We start from the raw sequence: 19,314 nt of genomic DNA on the forward strand, positions 1-19,314 counted from the left end.
GTTATTCCATTTCAATTAATAGTTCATTTTTTTCAACCTTATCTCCGGCTTTAATTGTAATTGATTTTACAATACCATCCTTTGGGGCTACTAAAGTATTTTCCATTTTCATTGCTTCTAGCACCAAAACACCATCACCTTCCTTAACCTCTTGGCCATTTTTTACGTCGATAGAAACAATTAATCCTGGCATGGGTGCTTTAACATCATTTGCCTTTTTTACCGATGAAGCTTCTAATCCTAATTCAGTAATCAACATATCCAATTCATTGGAAATAGCTATTTCGTAACTATTACCATTTACCTGAACAGTGTATTTTTTTTGATTAAAATCAGATTCAAGAACAATAGCATCAAAGGACTGATTCCCTTTCAAAATATGATAATTGTTTTTGATTTTTTCAATCAGGTCTAGGCTTTTAATTTCTTCTTCAGAAAAATCAAAATTATAAGATTCATTGACCTTTACTTTAAATGATCGACTCATAAAGAATTTTGTAATTAGAAAGGCTAAAATAATAATTTAAACTAGGCATTGCTAATTAAAAAATAGCTAGTAATTTTGCAACGTTCTCATAAAGGGGTGCCTATTATCGGCTGAGATCATACCCATTGAACCTAGAACAGGTAATGCTGTTTAGGAAAGTGAATAAAAATGAAGCTTAGCTTCATTCAACAAAACAAATTATTAATTAAGAATAATTACCTCTTTTTATTCGGTTAAAAATTTTAATCGATGAAAAATTTATCATTATTCTTGACATTACTGACACTTTCGGTCAGTATTTTTGCTCAAGAGAAAAAACAGGACACCACCAAAGTTGAAAAATTAGACGAGGTTCTAGTTAAAGCTGTGCGTGTAAAAGCAACAGCTCCAGTAACACACTCAAACCTAAGTAAAAAAGAAATAGCTAAGCGTAATTTAGGACAAGACATTCCGGTTCTACTTAATTATTTGCCTTCTGTAATTAGTTCTTCTGACGCTGGTGCTGGTGTTGGTTATACCTATTTGCGAGTTCGTGGTTCTGACGCAACCCGAGTGAACATTACCATTAACGGTATACCTTATAACGATGCTGAAAGCCAAGGAACTTTTTGGGTAAACCTTGGTGATTTTGCTTCATCTACCCAAAGCTTACAATTACAACGAGGCGTAGGTACATCTACCAATGGTTCTGGAGCCTTTGGTGCAAGTTTAAATTTATTGACCGATGCTATTTCTGATAAAGCCTACGGAGAGGTCTCAAATTCCTATGGATCTTATGCAACAAGAAAGCATACCGTAAAGCTGAGTTCTGGATTGATAAATGATAATATTGAAATTATTGGGCGCCTTTCAAATATTTATTCTGATGGTTATGTAGATCGTGCCTTTACAGATCTAAAATCGTATTTTTTACAAGCTTCATATATCGGTGATAATACCTTAATTAAGGCCTTAACCTTTGGTGGTAAAGAGAAAACCTACCAGGCTTGGTTTGGATTAACTGCAGAACAGTTAGAAGAAGACAGGCGTCAGAACCCGTATACTTATGAAAATGAAACTGACAATTATGATCAAAATCATTATCAGCTACACTGGAATCAAAAATTAAACGAGAATTGGTCTACAAATCTTGGTTTAAATTATACAAAGGGTGAAGGTTATTTTGAACAATTTAAAGAAGGTGAATCAGCAGTTGATTTTGTGAATTTAATTGAAGATGATAGCGATGTTATTGTGAGAAGATGGTTAGACAATGATTTTTATGTTACCAACTTTAACGTAAATTATAAAAATGAAAAAATTGATATAATTACGGGTTTATCATATAGTAATTATATTGGAGATCATTTTGGTGAAGTGATTTGGGGCAGTAACTTGGCAGCAAATGCTAATATTCGTGATCGCTACTATTTTAGTGATACCAAAAAAACTGATTTTAGCATCTTTTCTAAGACGACTTTCCGCATGAGTGAGAAAATTGATGCTTATATTGATTTTCAAGGACGTTTTGTAAATTATGAAACCGAAGGATTAACTTCAGATAGACTACCTATTGATATTGATACAGATTTTAGTTTTTTTAACCCAAAAATTGGACTTACTTACGCTGTTAACAAAAATAATAGTTTGTACGCTTCTTATGCGCGAGGAAATAGAGAGCCTAACCGTAATGATTTTGAAAGTAATAAAGACAATGTTACTCATGAAACTCTAAATGATTTTGAATTGGGGTGGAGATTAAACACTAAAAACATAAAATTAAACACCAATATTTTCTTTATGGATTATGAAAATCAGTTGGTGTTGACTGGCGCTATTGATGATGTTGGAGCTTACTTAAGAGAAAATGTAAAAGATAGTTATCGCTTAGGTTTAGAATTAGATGCCAACATTCTAATTTCTGATAACATTAGATTGAACTCAAATCTTTCAATAAGTGAAAATAAGATCAATGATTTAATGATAGAAAGAGATGGCGAATTAAATAATTTTGGCAAAACAAATATTGCCTTTTCGCCTAATTTTATTTCAGGAAACTCCTTGACTTTTTTACCTGTTAAGAATCTACAACTTTCTCTAATGGGTAAATATGTAAGCTCTCAATACTTAAGTAATACTGATACCGAAGCATCTAAAATTGATGACTATTTTATTAGTGATTTTAATATTATTTACGAAATTAAACCAAATAAAATATTTAAGTCTATAGTATTCTCTGGTCTTGTAAATAACCTTTTTAATAAAGAATATGTAGATAGAGGTTATACCTATTTAGATTTTTGGAGCGGACCTAATTCTGTGGAAGTTCAAGGATATTATCCACAGGCTACCAGAAATTTTTTAGTGGGTGCAACTTTGAAATTTTAGTTAAAATATTATGTTGCTTTGAGCGGAGCGAAAATCTATTCTAAGATTCTTCACTTCGCTCAAAATGACATTTTACTTATATGCAGAGATGATCTGGCCTTCTTTTTGCCATGCAGTAAACCCACCAAGAAGGTTATACACTTTTGTAAAACCTTCTTCTTCTAAAAGTTTAGCAGCTCTAGCACTTCTACCTCCTGACTTGCAATACACCAAAATGGGTTTCGATTTATCTAACTTATTTGAAGTCTCAGTAAGAAAATTTTCTTGTTTCACATCAATAAGTTGGGCATTAGAAATGAAGCCTTGCTCATACTCCTCAAGGGTTCTTACATCAATTAATTGCACATCTTTATTGTCTAATAATTTTTTAAAATCGGTAACCGAGAGGTCTTCTATAACCTTAACAGGAGTGTCACTTTTCTCTTTCTCTTTACACGAAAATGTTATTGTTAACAACAAAAGAAAAACTATTTTTTTCATTTTTTATAATTGAATTTTAATTCTATGCGACTTCCATCTTTTTGTTTCATCAACACATACACATTCATTTCATTTTCATCGATCTTTTCAAAGGTCATACCATCGAAATAAACAGCATTGTCTGTAATCTTTACCAATGGAAAATCTACAGTTTCATCTTTGGTTTCCCATCCTTTTAAATCTGCATGAAAATGTTTCAATTGTAAAATCAAAGATTCTTTTATTTCTCTGATAATTTCAATTTCATAAAAGGACACTTTTCCGTTATTAATTAACTTAAAAGTTGCCATCATAGAATCTCCTGATGGTTCGCTCCAGTTTTCTTCAGTTATACCTCCAAATGCTTCTCCCTTCCAGTTACCGGCTATCCAGGCAACTTCTGTAAGTTTGGCTTTTGGTGAAGCTGTTAAGCTGTCTAAACTGTAAATATGTTCCGTAACCTTAGTTTGGGCACTAATACTAAAAGTTAAAGTGATTGCGAAAAATAGAATAGAGTATTTCATGATCTAATATATTTATACTAAAGACGAATTACTTTAAAGTTGTTGGACAAACATACTCTGTTTTTTTAATCCCTGTACTCTTTATAGCTCCATATCCTCCAGCAACATCAATTACATTATGAAAACCTCTTGCTTTTAAAATAGAAGCTGCAATTACCGAGCGATAACCTCCAGCACAATGTACATGGAATTTTTTATCCGCTGGAAATTCAGAGATATGTTGATTGATAAAATCTAATGGAGTATTCGATACACCTTCTATATGTTCGCTTTTATATTCGCCTGGTTTTCTAACATCAAAAACTAAGGCATTTTGTTCATTTATTCTTGCTTCTAATTCTTTAGCAGAAATAGATTCTAACGAATCTATTTCTTTACCAGAATTTTTCCATGAAACAAAGCTTCCATTTAAATAGCCAATGGTATTGTCGAAACCAACACGAGACAATCGTGTAATTGTTTCTTCTTCTCTCCCTTCTGGTGCTACTAGCAAAATTGGCTGTTCTATATCCATAATTAAAGCACCGACCCATGGTGCAAATCCACCATCAATTCCAATAAAAATTGAACGAGGAATAAACCCATTTATAAATTCTGATTGATGACGTACATCTAATACCAAAGCATCCGTTTCGTTGGCTAATCTTTCGAATTCATCTGGGCTCAATGGTTTGACTCCTTTATCTAGTACTTTATCAATACTTTCATAACCTTCTTTGTTTAACTTAACGTTTAAAGGAAAGTATTGTGGCGGTGGTAACAAACCATCTGTCACTTCTTTTACAAATTCTTCTTTGGTCATATCATCTCGCAATGCATAATTCGTTAGCTTTTGATCACCTATTGTACCCACAGTTTCTTTACTCAAATTCTTACCACATGCAGAACCCGCTCCATGAGCTGGGTATACGATTACATCATCTGCCAAAGTCATAATTTTAGTTCGTAAGCTATCATACAATATACCTGCCAATTCTTCTTGAGTCATACTAGCAGCTTTTTGCGCTAAATCAGGTCGCCCTACGTCACCTAAAAACAAAGTGTCTCCACTAAAAATAGCATGATCGTTACCGTTTTTATCCTTTAATAAATAAGTAGTACTTTCTATGGTATGTCCAGGAGTATGTAGTGCTGTAATGGTAATATCACCAATCTGAAAAACTTCACCATCCTTAGCAATATGTGAATCGAAAGATGTTTGAGCTGTTGGTCCATAAACAATCTTTGCTCCTGTTTTTTCAGCTAAAGTTACATGACCACTAACAAAATCAGCATGAAAATGCGTTTCGAAAATATATTTGATTTTAGCATTGTCTTTTTGAGCTCTTTTAATATATGGTGCTACTTCCCGTAAAGGATCAACAATTGCAACTTCTCCATTACTTTCTATATAATAAGCTCCTTGTGCTAAGCACCCTGTATATATCTGTTCAATTTTCATAATCTTTTCTTTATACTACAAATTTAATGACTATTTCTACTAATGAATCTGATTTTTGTCATAAAATACTGTTAATCAAGATTAACTTGATTCACATATTTGGTATACTTTCTTTCTTTCTTTTCTTTTTTATGATAGTAATCAACAGCCTCTTGAATGCTCATAAAGAAGTTCTTAGCTCCTATTTTCTCAATTAAGTTACTTTTTGCGAGAGCATCTCTTACGGGACCTTTAACACTAGTGATGTAAACCTCAATTCCTTTTTTATAATACTTTTCTTTTAATTCACTTAACGTAGATGTACCGGTGCTATCGATGCTGTTTATAACCTCAGCATCTATAACAATTGCTTTTAAATCATCTCCTTTAGCCTTAGCAAATTCATCTATTTTCTCTTTAAAATAATTGGCATTGGCAAAATATAGACGAGCATCAAAACGAACAATCAAGATTTCAGGATGTTCTTCTACATCATCGAATCGTGAAATATTTCTATAAAAATGTGTTGTTCCAGGTACTTTACCAAGTACAGCCATATGTGGCATTGATGATTCAAAAATTACAGAAAAAATGGAAACTAAAACCCCAACAATTATCCCTTCTTTTACCCCAATAGTTAAGGTTACAATAAAGGTTACCAGCATCATTAAAAAATCTTTTCTATTAGTTTTCCAAAGGAATTTGATGTCATCAATTTTAATCAAACTAAACACTGCAACAATAATAATTGCCGCCAAAACTGTATTTGGCAAATAATAAAAAACTGGAGTTAAAAACAACAGTGTTAATGCTACAAATAGTGCAGCAAAAGCATTTGCCATAGGGGTTTTAGCCCCAATTTCTTTATTAAGAGCTGACCTGGCAAAACTACCTGAAGATGTGTACGAACTCATGGTAGATCCAACAATATTACTCATGCCTAAAGCTATTAATTCTTGATTGGCATTCAGTTTTGGTTTTGTATAATCTTCATCAATCGCTTTTGCTATTGAAATTGCCTGTAGAAATCCTGTAAAGGCCAATGTTAATGCTAATGGGATCAATTTGTAAAAAAGATCATAATTTAAAGTAGGAATTTCAAAAGCAGGCAAACCTTTTGGTATCTCTCTTACTATTTCTATACCACCAAAATAATCTTTGAATGAGCTTACTAGTAAAATTCCTAAAATGACCACAATCAAAGGTCCTGGTATTCTTCGATTTACTCTTCTTAAGCTATACACTATTAAAATAGATATTCCTCCTAACAATAAACTTTTTAAATGAATAGATGATAAGCTATTAAAAATATCGAAGATCAGGTTTTGAATTCTATTACTGCGCTCTATATCAATCTTCAATAATCCTTTAAATTGGTTAAAACCAATTATAAGTGCAGCAGCAGTTACAAATCCTGTTAAAACAGGTTTAGACAAAAAGTTTACTATGAACCCTAACTTAAAGACACCTACAATTACTTGAATACATCCTGTAATTAAGGTTAGTGCAAAAACAACTGCAATATAGTTTTCCGGCTTTACCGATGCAATCGCCGAAACTCCAGCAGCAATAATTAACGAATCAATAGCAATTGGACCCGTTGCTAACTGTCTTGATGTGCCAAAAATGGTGTATAATATTTGCGGAATCAACGCCGTATATAATCCATAAATTGGTGGCAAACCTGCAATTAATGCATAGGCTATGCCTTGTGGAATTAATATAATACCAACCGTAAGACCAGCAATAAAATCACCTTTTAAAAAAGAAAAAGAATAATTAGGGAGCCAATCGAGTATTGGTATATATTTTTTCAATCAGTTAGTTATTATGTAACAAATGTAGCAGATTTTAATAACTTTGAATTATGAAGATACAAGTGTTATTTTTTGGTATTACCAGGGATATTATTGGTAAAGGTGCTGTTGATTTCGATGTCTCGGAAAGTACTTCGGTTTATGATTTAAAACAGCAATTGAAACAACAACATAACGAACTAAATAATTATAATTTTTCTGTAGCGGTTAACGAAGCTTACACTGAAGAAGGTCAGGTTTTAAAAGATAATGATATTGTTGCTTTGATACCTCCTGTTAGCGGAGGATAGTTCTCATTTCTAGTGAAATTCCAATATATTTAGTATCTAGAAGTAAAAAACATGAAATTTATTTGTTTTCGATACATCAAATCAAAGATTTGACACTCAAACTGACATAAATTTCTAAGCGCGTAAATACTTTTTATCTATATAAAAAGTACCAAAAGGAATAATTGACGCCACTAGTACTGTCCAAAAAGTTTTTTTATCCCATTTTAATTCACTTTTTAGTAAAAAAGCTAGCGCTATATAAGCAACAAATAATAAACCATGCGGCATCCCTAATAGTTTTACATAGGTTTCGTCACCACCAATATATTTAATTGGTGTTGCAATAAACAGTAACAAAATATAAGATAGTCCTTCTAAAATACTTACTACTCTAAATGTATTCTTCATGATTGTATTATTTCGACTGCAAAAGTACAACCCGATTCGCTAACTTTGTAGTGAAATTTGTTAAAAATGGGTAATAATAGTTCTGTTAAAATAACTTCAGATAAACTTAATTTGCAAGCGTGCTATGAGTTTGTACAAGACGCTTCTTGCGGCGGCATTGCTTTGTTTGTTGGTACGGTTAGAAACTTAACGCTGAATAAAGAAGTAACACTATTAGATTTCTCTACTTATCAAGCTATGGCTTTAAAAGAAATGCAAAAAATAGCTGATAAAGCGTTGGTAGATTTTGATGTTTTAAAGATTGCTATTCATCACGCAGAAGGAAAGCTCAATATTGGTGATATACCTGTTATTATTGCAGTTTCTGCGCCACATAGAAAAGCTGCTTTTGCTGCTTGTCAATATGCAATTGATACGTTAAAAGAAACAGTGCCTATTTGGAAAAAAGAGCATTTTATAGATGGTGAAGTATGGGTAAATGCTACGCCTTAATTAAACAATCTCCATCTTTTTTAGTAAAAACGAAGCATTCATATTTTTACAAATACCCTCTTTGAGCTTATAATCAAAATGAAGTTCATTATTGATGATTTCGGCATCAAAATAATAGTTTTTAACTTCGTTTAAATCTTTTTCTATTTCGCATAAACTCAAATCGTGTGTAGCGATAATCCCTGTAGAATTAGAATCAACCAATTTTTGCACAAATTTCTTTGAACCAATAGCTTTATCGGTACTATTGGTTCCTTTTAAAATTTCATCTAAAATGATAAAATAGTCCTCATTTTTAATTTCTTCAACTATAAACTTTAAACGTTTTAACTCAGAAAAGAAATACGATTCATCATCAGCCAGTGAATCTGAAGTTCGCATACTTGTTATCAGTTTAATTGGCGAATAGTCAAAAGACTTTGCACAGACAGGTAAACCGATATTAGCCATTAAAATCCCCAAAGAAACTGTGCGTAAAAAAGTACTCTTGCCAGCCATATTCGCGCCTGTAATAATAAAAAACTGCTGATTTTCAATTTTAAAATCATTATTTATTCTTTGTTCTGATCTCAATAACGGATGCCCTAAATGTTCTGCATTAATAACATCTGAATCACTATTTATTGACGGAAAAACATATTCTGGGTGATTAAATGCAAAGTTAGCTAATGAATTTTGTGCATCAAAAAAAGCAATCACTTCAAACCAACTTTCCACTTTAGATGCATATTTTAAAATCCATTTTTCAACTTTAAAGGCTTCATGTGTATCTCTTAAGAAAAACGCGTTACCCAATATGACAATAATCACATTGTTTCGTTGATCTAACGCATCCAATACCTTAGAGAATTTTGCAAAAATTACTGAAGCTTTTAACTTTTCGGTCTTAATTTCATGTTGCTTTTGCTGTAAAAGTGCTGCTGAAAATGTTTCAGATTCTATTTCATTTAATAGTTTGTGGTATTGCTTAAAAGTGTCTTTTGCCTTATCTGCTTCTTGGTAAATAGTATTTACTCTTTTAAAATAGATTCCTGAAACTCCAAGGCCTACAAAAAACCAAAGTAATATGGTCGAAAAAGGAAGTACACTAAAGCTTAATAACGTAATTAAGATTATAGAAATAACAGAGAAAATTAAAGGCAAATACGTAATAAATGATGGAAAAACAGCTTTGTAGTTTGTCATCCATGACGTTATCGATTTCGCAGAATGCTGCACTTTTACTAAACGTGCAATTGCAGAGAATTGCTGCCTCCATTTTGGCTTTGCAGATAACTCTTTAATCGCTTCTTGTTTTTCTTCAATTTCTAAAATATTGTTTGAAGTTAATAATAAAGCTAATCTCTTTCTGCCTTCATCGATAGTGGTTCTATTAGTATATTGAAAGAAAGATCCTCTACCAAAAAGGTCTATATCGTAACTATAAAAATGTGTTGGATCAATAAATTCTCTACCTTCATCTAACTTTAAATAATTTCCTTCTAAAGCATCAATTTCAACTTGATTGATTTTAATTAATTCTGTTGTTAGATCTCTTTTGTATTGTAAATCTGTATGGCGTAATAATAAATACACAAAAATTGAAATTCCTAGCAAGGCTATGAAGCCCATTATAGTATAATTACCGAAAAAGAAATAGATTCCGAAACCTGTAAGTAAAAATACTAGTAATCGTAATGTGCTCGAAGTTGTTAATTGCTTTTTTAACACAGCTAATTCGTTTGTAAATTTCTGTTTTTCTGTACGGTAAAACTCTTTTGGATGCTGCATTAGTAACTTGTAATTCCACCTTTAAGGCTCAACACATTTAGGTGAGGATGCTTTGCTTTTATTCGTTGTGTGGCAATATAGCTCGAAATCCCTTTGTTGCAAACGATCACATACTCGTTATCCTTTACAAAATCTTGTTGCTCAACATTCAATACCGATAATGGTATTTTTTGTCGAACCTGAAACGGTAATTTGGTGTTTTTGTCTTCTATAACAGAAATTATATTTAGATTTCTAGATGCCTCGCCATGCAGTAATTTTTGTCGTAATGCTTTCGCGGAAATTAGCAGCGATTCTTCTTGAAGTTCACAATTAGGATCGTGATATGTTTCTGTTTTAAACAGTTCTTCTATTTTCTCTTTACTAAAGGATTTTTTAAGCTTCATTTTAAACTGAGAGCTCTCTAAACTATTGTAGATCAATAATTCATTAACTAGTGGTTTACCTATACCAGTGACTAATTTTAAAACTTCATTGGCCTGCATTAAACCTATAATACCAACTATGGTATTTAATGTCCCAACCTCAGAGCAATTCGGCACTCTTTGCTTTGACATTTCAGGAAATGCATCCCTCAAATTGGAGGCATAGGTTGTTTTGGAAATCTTAATATTAAAGCTGGAAACATAACCATCGAACTTGTAGAGAGAACCATAAATCAAAGGTATATCTTTTAACACACAAGCATCATTAAGTAAATATTTTATTGGTAAGCTATCGGTACAATCTACTATATAATCCGCTTTAGAAATTAAGTTAAAAACATTCTTTTTAGAAACAGGGGTTTTACTAGTAGTTACTTTTACAAAAGGTGAAATTGTGTTTATATGAGCTGCCAATACTTCTGCTTTCGACCTACCAACATCTTCTGTTTTGTAGAATACTTGACGGTGTAAATTTGACTCAGAAACTTCATCAAAATCTACTAAATGTAAATACCCAATTCCACTTGCGGCCAAGTAAACCGCCGCCGCATTTCCAAGCCCACCACAACCAACCACAACAACTTTAGTCTGCAATAATTTTTGCTGACCTTCTTTACCAATTTCTTGCAAAGTAGTTTGTCTTAGATATAGCTCTTCTTTTGTAACCTTCTTCATTTATGCTAATACTTCTTTCCCTTTTTTATTTAAAAAATATATACTCTCCTTTATATCATAATAATCTTTCAAATCATTTAATCGTACTACATATTGTAAGTCACCAAACCCATTTACTGTTTCATTCCTTTGCCAATGTAAGAGTTCTCTAATAATACTTTTCTTATCATACTTGCCGTTTTTAATTATTCTTAATGTATTATAGGCAATTGAATCTAATCCATTGGTTTTCTCTAAATTCTTTAAATGCTGTTTGATAGCTACATCTAAATATTTGAGTTTGTAATTTTTCTTAAAATTGAATTTCTCTAAATCATCTTTATTTCCTTCAACATATACATTCCAACATTCATTAACAAATAAGAGGTCATTCTGCGAAATTTTTACTTTTTTTTCATACAAATTTTGATATTCTTCAGGTGAGTAATCTGCCAAAGTTTGCCAACCTTCTCTTCCTTTTTCTTTACCAACACAAATCAAGTAATACGAAATATCTTTTTTATAATGTTTTAGCAAATAAGAACACAAAGCCATTAAATTGACTTGGCAAAAAAGATCATATTCAAACCAAAGTACCACTTCTTTATAATCGGATAAATCTTCAATTGCTATGAGTTCTTTGATCGTTTTATCGTAATATTCTAGCTTATCTACTTTTAGTTCTTTTTCGAAAAACTCGTATCGTTTCATCCAAAACTCGTCGCTGCCAACATCTCTAACCAAAGGCCCATCACATAATAGTTCACGCCAGATTATAGAATCTCCTCCAAGTTCACTTTTCTGTAAAAAATACGAAGTACTATCACCATTTAAAATATGAACAGTCGAATTCATTGATTATGCTTTTTGAGCAATTTCCTTAAGTGCCGCCTCGTATTCTTCAGGGGTATTTACATTACGGATCAAATCATCGTCAACTTCTACAACCTCTACATCTGAATTGATCAATACTTTACGTGGACATGAATAGCCCTGCGCCAAATAACTCAATAAAATAGGATAGGCCTTTGGTTCATAGATCGTAATGATTGGTTCTACAAACTCTTTTGATTTTCCTTTTACTGCTGTTGCTACTTTTGAAGGATTACGGTTTTTAAGAAGTTCTTTTATTAAATCATTATTTACAAAAGGTAAATCTGTAGCAAGTACTAACCAAGCTTTATTTGGGTCTTTCATAAAAGCTGAACAGATCGCCCCAAAAACACCTAAACCAATGAATTTGTCTTGAATTATTTGGTAATCGTCTAAATTTTGATCTTCAGCTAATGAAACATACGTGTTAAGTAAGTTACTTTCTAACAATTCAAACGTATGTGTTAATTGCGGCTTACCATGATACTTAATTTTGGTTTTATCTTGACCCATACGCTGACTTTTTCCTCCGGCTAAAACCAATCCTTGAATTGGAGCAATAGTTTCTTGAATTAAATTATCAATATGTTTCGCAATAGCATCAGTCTCATCAATATGATATGATCTAAGGTTTTTTATAGAAGGATATTTCTCTACTAGAAAATCAAAATATGTAGCATCATCATTTAATTTTACAACAAATTGAATTCGATCTAATTGCTCAAGCCTTTTTTTAACCGAAGCCTCTTTTTCATTATCTAATATGAGGATTTGTTTCGCTCCCTTATAGTGATTACCGTTGATAAAAAGCAGGTCATAATCCGAAAAGCGAATACGTTCATTATATTCATTTAATTCATGCTGTGTTGTAACCGATAAATTACCCGAATGGTGCGCAGTAAATTCATCTAAAATAGGTGCTTCAATTGTATCAGAATGCGAAGCATCTAAATAACCAATTTTAGCTCTTTTTTGTAGTTTTTTACTGATTTTTTGAACAAAATCAGTAATAATTGAGCATTTTGCACCCAAAATAGCAATTTCGTTAGGCGCAAAATTATCATTAATTCTGCGTTCTAACTTAGTATGCTTATGATGTTTTATATCACCCATTTTTGATATCTGATTTACCACCTGTTTTTTCAACTAATTTCACTTCTTTAATAGTCATATTTTGTGAAATAGACTTACACATATCGTAGACTGTAAGTGCTGTAATCGAAGCTCCTGTTAAGGCTTCCATTTCGACACCTGTTTTACCCTCAATTTCAACCGAACAAAGGATTTCGATATTCTCGTTATCTAAAATATTGATATCAATATCTACTCCATTAATCATTAATGGATGGCACATTGGTATTAAATCTGATGTTTTTTTAACCGCTTGAATTCCGGCAACAATAGCTATTTGAAAAACAGGCCCTTTCTTTGTTGTTAATTCATCATCTACAAGTCTAGAAATAATTTCGTTACCTAAAAACATTTCTGCTCTGGCAACTGCTGTGCGTTTAGTGACTTTTTTATCACCAACATTCACCATTTTGGGTTGATTTTTATCTGTTATATGCGAAAAATCACTCATTATTATCTAAAAGTTATTAGCGGGTAGACTTCACCTGCTTTAAAATTAGTTTTATCTGCTGACAATTCTAAAAACCCATCTACGTCTACTAAATTAGCTAAATCTCCTGAACCATTACCCATAACCGGTTTTGCGACTTTAAGCCCATCGTTATACCGAAGTTTCACTTGTAAAAAATAAGTTAACGACGGTTTAAATTCAAAATCTTCTCCTAAAATTGCCTGATTACCTCCGTTATACGGAATACCAACAGATTTTTTATACCATGGATAAAAATACTTTAAACATCCTACAAATGTTGATACAGGGTTTCCTGGAAAAGCAAAAACGCTTACACTATCCTTTTTGCCATACCAAAAAGGCTTTCCTGGGCGTTGCGCTACCTTATGAAATAATTTTTGCACACCTAGTTCACTTAAAACTTCTGGTAAAAAATCAAACTTTCCTTTACTCACCGCTCCGCTAAATAACAAAACATTATAATCATTTAAATACTGATCTATTTTTTGCTTTAAGATATCCTTATCATCCTTAATATGATCTGTTTCTGCTTTAATATTTAAATTCCGCAGTAGAGAAACAAGTGTATAAACATTGCTCCTTCTTATTTGATGTTGCAATGGCTTTTCGTTAACATCAACTAGCTCATCACCCGTAGAAATAACCATCACTTTAGGCTGCTGGGCAACTTTAACTTTTGATTTACCCACTGTACTTAAAACACCTATTTCTGAAGCTGAAATTAATGTGTTTTTCCTAATAAGTATATCATTTTGTTTTCGATCTTTTCCTCTTAAATGGACATTCTGTCCGTTAGAAACAGCATCTATATTTAGTACTGCAGTACCATCTTTAATAGTTATATCTTCGTAACGAATGACCATATTGGTATTCTTAGGTAATATAGCGCCTGTCATAACTTCTAGACAATTCTCTGAATTCTCTAAAGTTTGCTTCTCGGCTCCAGCCGCTTGAATTCCTTCAATTTTAAAGTTTCTGTTTCCTTTCTCGAAAGCAGTATAATTAATTGCTATACCATCCATACTCACACGATCGAATGGTGGAAAGTCTCTGTCTGCCAAAATAGCTTCTTTTAAAACACTGTTTTGAGCATCTAAAAAAGAAACTTCTTCAACACCAAAGTCTTGGGTATTGTCAAGTATAATATCTAATGCTTGCTGTGATGAGATCATTTTTAAAAATAGATTCCTGCCTGCGCAGGAATGACATTATTATATTTTCAAATTATCTAATTAAAGTTATCCTCCTATTGTAGACATACTTTCAGAAACGTTTTTGTTTTGTTTTCGATTGGCTTCTGCTACAAAGCCATTTTCGGGTTTGTCTTTAACAATCGACAAAAACAATTCTTTTAAACCTTCATTACTTGCTCCTTTACGGATAAAGTCTCGTACATTAAAAACACCTTCATCAAACAAGCAATTCTTAAACATGCCAGTTGCAGTAATACGAATGCGATTACAGTCACCACAAATTGTTCTGGTAAAAGCAGGAATAATTCCAAATGTTCCTCTATAGTTTTGAACTTTAAAATTCTTGGAAGTTGAAGATTTTTCTGAAATCAACGGTTCAATATTCTTAAAATTTGATTGAATTTCTGTCAAAATCTTATCGTAATTCCAAGTTTCTTTTATTTCTCGCTGACCTGTTCCGTTAAATGGCATTTCTTCAATAAAGCGAACTGCAATATCTTTTTCTTTTGTCAGCTCAACAAAGTCTTTAATTTCATGTGTATTTACACCAGATTGAACAACTATATTCAACTTTAGGTTAAGTGAACTTTGTTCTAATAGCTCTAATGTTTTATAGACCTCATCAAAAACATCACGTCGTGTTATTTTCGCAAAATTTTCTCGATCCAAACTATCAATGCTTAAATTAATTGACTTAATCTTGAGTGACTCTAGTTTTTCGATATGATTAGAAATAAGCGCTCCATTTGTAGTGATATTGATTTCATCTAGCTGGTCATTAAAAGAAAGTATCTCTAAAAACTTGATGAAATCTTTTCGCACAAAAGGTTCACCTCCCGTTAAACGGACTTTATTCACACCTAGCTCACTTAAAGTACGTGTTATTCTGTACATTTCTTTGTAAGTAAGTAGATCTTTTCGGTCAACAATATCAATTCCATGTGCAGGCATACAATACTGACAGCGCAAATTACAACGATCTGTAACCGCCAATCTTAGGTACGAGATTTGCCTACCGAAATTATCTTTTAACTCACTCATAATGGAAGATGCAAGTTACAAAAGAAATTAGGAAGAAAATTGTTAAAAGCTTCTTAGTTTTCTAGCAAATAAGTAAGAACTTTATCTGATGCGCCAGTATTTTCTTTTACATAATTGCCTGCAATTTTTCCTTTCTCTTTTGCAAGGCTTTTGTTTTTATAAAGATTCTTTATTGTAGTACTAAATTCCGACTTATTATTAACGGCTAAACAAGCCCCTAACTTCACCAATTCTTTTGCTTCGTTAAACTTCTCATATTGCGGTCCAATTACAATTGGAATCCCATAAGTTGCTGGTTCTAAAATATTATGCAACCCAGTTTTAAATCCACCACCCACATAAGCAACGTCGGCGTAACTATAAACTTTAGTTAATATACCAATTGAATCAATTATCAACACCTGATTCTCTTGTGTCTGTTTATTATTTGAAAAAAGTGCGGTTTCTTTATTAAAGGATGCTTTTAATTTCTCTATGTCTTTAGGGTTTATATTATGAGGGGCAATTATAAATTTTTCATCTTCTGAAGCCTCATTATTTATATAATCAATAAGTAATGATTCGTCCTCTGGCCAAGTGCTTCCCGCTACCAATACATGTTTACTATTTACAAAATTTTCAATCTCTTTTATTGAATTATCTTGATTTAAAATATCATAAACTCTATCAAAGCGTGTATCTCCGCTGATTGTGACATTATTAAAACCAATACTATTTAATAAATTTTTCGAGGATTCATTTTGAACAAAAAAATGATCGAAAGTATGCAGAGATTTCAGCATCCATTTACCATAGGGTTTAAAAAAGGGCTGGTCTTTTCTAAAAATACCTGATACTAAAATAGTCTTAATGTTTGCTTTTTTGAGCTCTCTTAGTAAGTTTGGCCAAAATTCATATTTAACAAAAATTGCAGCTTTTGGTTTTACTAAATCAATAAACTTTTTCACATTAGCTGTTGTATCCAATGGTAAATAGCAAACCACATCCGCGTAAGCGTAATCCTTACGAACTTCATACCCTGAAGGCGAGAAAAAAGTAACTAATATTTTAAAGTTTGGCTTAAGAGATTTTAGTTTTTCAATAATCGGTCTCCCTTGTTCAAATTCTCCTAATGACGCGCAATGGAACCAAATTATATGGTCATCAGATGAAATTTCATTTTTTAAATAAGAAAAAACGTCTTTTCTTCCTTTAACAAAGAGGTTAATTTTTTTATTAAAAACTGCTATGAATTTCAATAAAAAAGAAGTGATATAGATAGCTATATTATATAAAAAATACATTGACGTTTGCTAAAATATAAATTTAGCCTAAGAGCACTCAAATAATTCGTATTTTTGTGCGTTTACGATTCAAAACTAACTATGAATATACCTATGGTTGACCTTAAAGGTCAGTACGAAAAAATTAAAGATCAGGTTGATAAAGCAATAATTGATGTCGTTGAATCTTCTGCTTTTATCAATGGCCCGCAAGTAAAAAGCTTTCAGAAAAATTTAGAAGACTATTTAGGTGTTAAACATGTGATACCTTGTGCTAACGGAACGGACGCTTTACAAATTGCAATGATGGGTCTCGGTTTAGAACAAGGTGACGAGGTAATTACCGCTGATTTCACATTTGCTGCGACTGTAGAAGTGATTGGTTTGCTAAAGTTAACGCCTGTGCTTGTTGATGTAGAAAGAGACACCTTTAATATCGATATTGATGCTCTTAAAAGAGCAATTACTCCTAAAACAAAGGCAATTGTACCTGTTCATTTATTCGGACAATGCTCTAACATGGAAGCTGTATTAGCAATTGCAAAAGAGAATAATCTGTATGTTATTGAAGACACAGCCCAAGCAATTGGTGCAGATTATACTTTTTCTGATGGAACTAAGAAAAAAGCTGGAACAATGGGTGAAGTAGGCACTACATCTTTCTTCCCATCAAAAAATTTAGGCTGCTATGGTGATGGTGGTGCTATATTTACTAATGATGATGACTTAGCTCATACGCTAAGAGGAATGGTAAATCACGGTATGTATAAACGTTATTATCATGACGTGATTGGTGTAAATTCTCGCTTAGATACAATTCAGGCGGCGGTTTTAGATATTAAATTACCTCATCTAGATGAATATTGCAATGCTAGAAGAAAAGCCGCTGAGTATTATAATAATGCTTTCGCGGAAAATGATAAAATTGAAACTCCTGTAACAAGTGATTTTACAACACATGTTTTTCATCAGTATACCTTAAAGTTAAAAGGTATTGATAGAGATGCTCTTCATAAGCATTTATTAGAACAAGGCATTGCAAATGCTATTTATTATCCTGTACCATTGCATGCTCAAAAAGCTTATAAGGATAGTCGCTATAAGGAAGGGGATTTTAAAATAACAAATGAATTAGTGCAAACAGTAATTTCTTTACCGATGCATACAGAATTTCAAGAAGAAGAGTTAAAATTTATTACGCAAACTGTGCTTGATTTTGTAAACTAAATAATTTCTGTGAAAAAGATTTTAGTAACTGGTGGTTTAGGTTTTATTGGATCTCATACTGTAGTTGAACTACAAAATGAAGGTTTTGAAGTTATTATTATTGATGACTTATCTAATTCTTCTATAGAAGTTCTTGACCGAATTACTTCAATTACTAATATAAAACCAGAATTTGTTCAATTAGATCTAAAAGATCAAAATTCTTTAAAACAATTTTTCAAAAAGCATACTGGTCTATCAGGTGTTATTCATTTTGCAGCTTCTAAAGCTGTGGGAGAAAGTGTTGAGAAGCCCTTATTGTATTATCACAATAACATTTCTACTCTTGTGTATTTGTTAGAGGAAATGTTAACCAATAATATCTCTAACTTTATTTTCAGCTCATCGTGTACTGTTTACGGTCAAGCTGATGAATTACCTATAACAGAAAATGCCCCGACCAAACCGGCTGAATCCCCTTATGGAAACACAAAAAAGGTTAGTGAAGACATTTTAAAAGATACAGCTAAAGCTACTAACTTAAATTCAATAGCATTACGCTATTTTAATCCAATTGGAGCACATGAAAGTGCTAAAATTGGTGAATTGCCAATTGGAGTTCCTCAAAATCTGATTCCATATGTTACACAAACCGCTGCAGGAATTAGAGAAGAATTATCTGTATTTGGAGGAGATTATCCAACAGAAGACGGCACTGCAATTCGTGATTATATTCACGTAGTTGATCTAGCAAAAGCACATATTGCAGCTTTAAACAGATTGCTAGAAAGCAAGAATAAAGCTTCTTTTGAAGTTTTTAATGTTGGCACAGGTAAAGGATCCTCTGTACTTGATGTGATTAATGCCTTTGAAAAAGTATCAAATCGTAAGCTCAATTACAAAATTGTCGACCGTAGAGAAGGCGATATAACTGCTGCATATGCCGATACTTCATTGGCAAATAAAGAATTAAATTGGGAAGCTAATCTTTCTTTAGGTGAGGCTCTTGCCTCAGCATGGAAATGGCAATTAAACTTATAA

At 32.3% G+C, this 19,314-nt stretch carries 19 protein-coding genes; 5 read left to right on the top strand and 14 right to left on the bottom strand.

Going from position 1 to position 19,314, the window contains the following annotated elements:
• Position 1 precedes the first annotated feature (1 nt).
• Positions 2 to 487 (bottom strand): biotin/lipoyl-containing protein, encoded by a 486-nt coding sequence (locus AC3IF2_RS11325; protein ID WP_489167361.1) that lies wholly within the window; start codon positions 485 to 487, stop codon positions 2 to 4.
• Between the two features lie 249 nt (positions 488 to 736).
• Between AC3IF2_RS11325 and AC3IF2_RS11330 the strand changes: the two genes are divergently transcribed.
• Positions 737 to 2,854, top strand: coding sequence for a TonB-dependent receptor (locus AC3IF2_RS11330; protein WP_489167362.1), 2,118 nt, complete (start codon positions 737 to 739; stop codon positions 2,852 to 2,854).
• Positions 2,855 to 2,926: 72 nt separating this feature from the next.
• Here the strand turns inward: AC3IF2_RS11330 and AC3IF2_RS11335 are convergent, their stop codons facing one another.
• The 4 genes from AC3IF2_RS11335 to AC3IF2_RS11350 form a co-directional block, all read right to left on the bottom strand.
• On the bottom strand, positions 2,927 to 3,334 hold the full coding sequence (locus AC3IF2_RS11335; RefSeq protein ID WP_489167364.1) for a rhodanese-like domain-containing protein: 408 nt from the start codon (positions 3,332 to 3,334) through the stop codon (positions 2,927 to 2,929).
• Positions 3,331 to 3,837 (bottom strand): DUF6265 family protein, encoded by a 507-nt coding sequence (locus AC3IF2_RS11340; RefSeq protein ID WP_489167365.1) that lies wholly within the window; start codon positions 3,835 to 3,837, stop codon positions 3,331 to 3,333. The genes AC3IF2_RS11335 and AC3IF2_RS11340 overlap by 4 nt, the downstream gene beginning before the upstream one ends.
• Positions 3,838 to 3,865: 28 nt before the next feature.
• Positions 3,866 to 5,278 (bottom strand): MBL fold metallo-hydrolase, encoded by a 1,413-nt coding sequence (locus AC3IF2_RS11345; RefSeq protein WP_489167367.1) that lies wholly within the window; start codon positions 5,276 to 5,278, stop codon positions 3,866 to 3,868.
• A 71-nt stretch (positions 5,279 to 5,349) separates the two neighbouring features.
• Positions 5,350 to 7,074: a SulP family inorganic anion transporter gene (locus tag AC3IF2_RS11350; protein ID WP_489167369.1), complete on the bottom strand. Its 1,725-nt coding sequence runs from the start codon at positions 7,072 to 7,074 to the stop codon at positions 5,350 to 5,352.
• A gap of 50 nt (positions 7,075 to 7,124) precedes the next feature.
• Here AC3IF2_RS11350 and AC3IF2_RS11355 point away from each other — a divergent pair, with 50 nt between their 5' ends.
• Positions 7,125 to 7,364, top strand: a complete 240-nt coding sequence (locus AC3IF2_RS11355) for a MoaD/ThiS family protein (protein ID WP_489167371.1) — start codon at positions 7,125 to 7,127, stop codon at positions 7,362 to 7,364.
• Between the two features lie 114 nt (positions 7,365 to 7,478).
• Here the strand turns inward: AC3IF2_RS11355 and AC3IF2_RS11360 are convergent, their stop codons facing one another.
• Positions 7,479 to 7,754, bottom strand: coding sequence for a DUF3817 domain-containing protein (locus AC3IF2_RS11360; RefSeq protein ID WP_489167373.1), 276 nt, complete (start codon positions 7,752 to 7,754; stop codon positions 7,479 to 7,481).
• 66 nt (positions 7,755 to 7,820) lie between these two features.
• Here AC3IF2_RS11360 and AC3IF2_RS11365 point away from each other — a divergent pair, with 66 nt between their 5' ends.
• A complete protein-coding gene (locus AC3IF2_RS11365) occupies positions 7,821 to 8,246 on the top strand; it encodes a molybdenum cofactor biosynthesis protein MoaE (RefSeq protein ID WP_489167374.1) in 426 nt (141 codons plus the stop codon).
• On the opposite strand, the gene AC3IF2_RS11370 is transcribed toward AC3IF2_RS11365, so the two are convergent.
• The 8 genes from AC3IF2_RS11370 to AC3IF2_RS11405 all read right to left on the bottom strand — a co-directional run bounded on the left by AC3IF2_RS11370 (position 8,247) and on the right by AC3IF2_RS11405 (position 17,088).
• On the bottom strand, positions 8,247 to 10,016 hold the full coding sequence (locus AC3IF2_RS11370) for a MutS-related protein (RefSeq protein ID WP_489167376.1): 1,770 nt from the start codon (positions 10,014 to 10,016) through the stop codon (positions 8,247 to 8,249).
• The gene (locus AC3IF2_RS11375; protein ID WP_489167378.1) at positions 10,016 to 11,116 is read right to left on the bottom strand and encodes a ThiF family adenylyltransferase; all 1,101 of its coding nucleotides are present in this window, start codon (positions 11,114 to 11,116) and stop codon (positions 10,016 to 10,018) included. The genes AC3IF2_RS11370 and AC3IF2_RS11375 overlap by 1 nt, the downstream gene beginning before the upstream one ends.
• Complete coding sequence (locus AC3IF2_RS11380) at positions 11,117 to 11,950, bottom strand: DUF1835 domain-containing protein (protein ID WP_489167380.1); 834 nt, start codon at positions 11,948 to 11,950, stop codon at positions 11,117 to 11,119.
• 3 nt (positions 11,951 to 11,953) lie between these two features.
• The gene (locus AC3IF2_RS11385) at positions 11,954 to 13,081 is read right to left on the bottom strand and encodes an NTP transferase domain-containing protein (protein ID WP_489167381.1); all 1,128 of its coding nucleotides are present in this window, start codon (positions 13,079 to 13,081) and stop codon (positions 11,954 to 11,956) included.
• Entirely contained in the window at positions 13,074 to 13,550 is a 477-nt protein-coding gene (gene moaC, locus AC3IF2_RS11390) for a cyclic pyranopterin monophosphate synthase MoaC (RefSeq protein WP_489167383.1), read from the bottom strand. Before moaC ends, AC3IF2_RS11385 begins: the two co-directional genes overlap by 8 nt.
• 2 nt (positions 13,551 to 13,552) lie before the next feature.
• Positions 13,553 to 14,743 (bottom strand): molybdopterin molybdotransferase MoeA, encoded by a 1,191-nt coding sequence (locus AC3IF2_RS11395; RefSeq protein ID WP_489167385.1) that lies wholly within the window; start codon positions 14,741 to 14,743, stop codon positions 13,553 to 13,555.
• Between the two features lie 66 nt (positions 14,744 to 14,809).
• The gene (gene moaA, locus AC3IF2_RS11400; RefSeq protein WP_489167387.1) at positions 14,810 to 15,805 is read right to left on the bottom strand and encodes a GTP 3',8-cyclase MoaA; all 996 of its coding nucleotides are present in this window, start codon (positions 15,803 to 15,805) and stop codon (positions 14,810 to 14,812) included.
• Between the two features lie 53 nt (positions 15,806 to 15,858).
• Positions 15,859 to 17,088 (bottom strand): 3-deoxy-D-manno-octulosonic acid transferase, encoded by a 1,230-nt coding sequence (locus tag AC3IF2_RS11405; RefSeq protein ID WP_489167388.1) that lies wholly within the window; start codon positions 17,086 to 17,088, stop codon positions 15,859 to 15,861.
• A 93-nt stretch (positions 17,089 to 17,181) separates the two neighbouring features.
• Between AC3IF2_RS11405 and AC3IF2_RS11410 the strand changes: the two genes are divergently transcribed.
• Positions 17,182 to 18,294, top strand: coding sequence for a DegT/DnrJ/EryC1/StrS family aminotransferase (locus AC3IF2_RS11410; protein WP_489168008.1), 1,113 nt, complete (start codon positions 17,182 to 17,184; stop codon positions 18,292 to 18,294).
• Positions 18,295 to 18,303: 9 nt separating this feature from the next.
• Entirely contained in the window at positions 18,304 to 19,314 is a 1,011-nt protein-coding gene (gene galE, locus AC3IF2_RS11415) for a UDP-glucose 4-epimerase GalE (protein ID WP_489167390.1), read from the top strand.

This window comes from Maritimimonas rapanae, from assembly GCF_057837205.1.

Excerpts from the sequence above, each read along its gene's own strand:
- AC3IF2_RS11405 (WP_489167388.1), bottom strand. The coding sequence starts at position 17,088 with ATGTATTTTTTATATAATATAGCTATCTATATCACTTCTTTTTTATTG.
- AC3IF2_RS11355 (WP_489167371.1), top strand. The coding sequence starts at position 7,125 with ATGAAGATACAAGTGTTATTTTTTGGTATTACCAGGGATATTATTGGT.
- AC3IF2_RS11375 (WP_489167378.1), bottom strand. The coding sequence starts at position 11,116 with ATGAAGAAGGTTACAAAAGAAGAGCTATATCTAAGACAAACTACTTTG.
- AC3IF2_RS11340 (WP_489167365.1), bottom strand. The coding sequence starts at position 3,837 with ATGAAATACTCTATTCTATTTTTCGCAATCACTTTAACTTTTAGTATT.
- AC3IF2_RS11335 (WP_489167364.1), bottom strand. The coding sequence starts at position 3,334 with ATGAAAAAAATAGTTTTTCTTTTGTTGTTAACAATAACATTTTCGTGT.
- moaC (WP_489167383.1), bottom strand. The coding sequence starts at position 13,550 with ATGAGTGATTTTTCGCATATAACAGATAAAAATCAACCCAAAATGGTG.
- AC3IF2_RS11410 (WP_489168008.1), top strand. The coding sequence starts at position 17,182 with ATGGTTGACCTTAAAGGTCAGTACGAAAAAATTAAAGATCAGGTTGAT.
- AC3IF2_RS11385 (WP_489167381.1), bottom strand. The coding sequence starts at position 13,081 with ATGGGTGATATAAAACATCATAAGCATACTAAGTTAGAACGCAGAATT.
- AC3IF2_RS11360 (WP_489167373.1), bottom strand. The coding sequence starts at position 7,754 with ATGAAGAATACATTTAGAGTAGTAAGTATTTTAGAAGGACTATCTTAT.
- AC3IF2_RS11345 (WP_489167367.1), bottom strand. The coding sequence starts at position 5,278 with ATGAAAATTGAACAGATATATACAGGGTGCTTAGCACAAGGAGCTTAT.
- AC3IF2_RS11325 (WP_489167361.1), bottom strand. The coding sequence starts at position 487 with ATGAGTCGATCATTTAAAGTAAAGGTCAATGAATCTTATAATTTTGAT.
- moaA (WP_489167387.1), bottom strand. The coding sequence starts at position 15,805 with ATGAGTGAGTTAAAAGATAATTTCGGTAGGCAAATCTCGTACCTAAGA.
- AC3IF2_RS11330 (WP_489167362.1), top strand. The coding sequence starts at position 737 with ATGAAAAATTTATCATTATTCTTGACATTACTGACACTTTCGGTCAGT.
- AC3IF2_RS11395 (WP_489167385.1), bottom strand. The coding sequence starts at position 14,743 with ATGATCTCATCACAGCAAGCATTAGATATTATACTTGACAATACCCAA.
- AC3IF2_RS11380 (WP_489167380.1), bottom strand. The coding sequence starts at position 11,950 with ATGAATTCGACTGTTCATATTTTAAATGGTGATAGTACTTCGTATTTT.
- AC3IF2_RS11370 (WP_489167376.1), bottom strand. The coding sequence starts at position 10,016 with ATGCAGCATCCAAAAGAGTTTTACCGTACAGAAAAACAGAAATTTACA.
- AC3IF2_RS11365 (WP_489167374.1), top strand. The coding sequence starts at position 7,821 with ATGGGTAATAATAGTTCTGTTAAAATAACTTCAGATAAACTTAATTTG.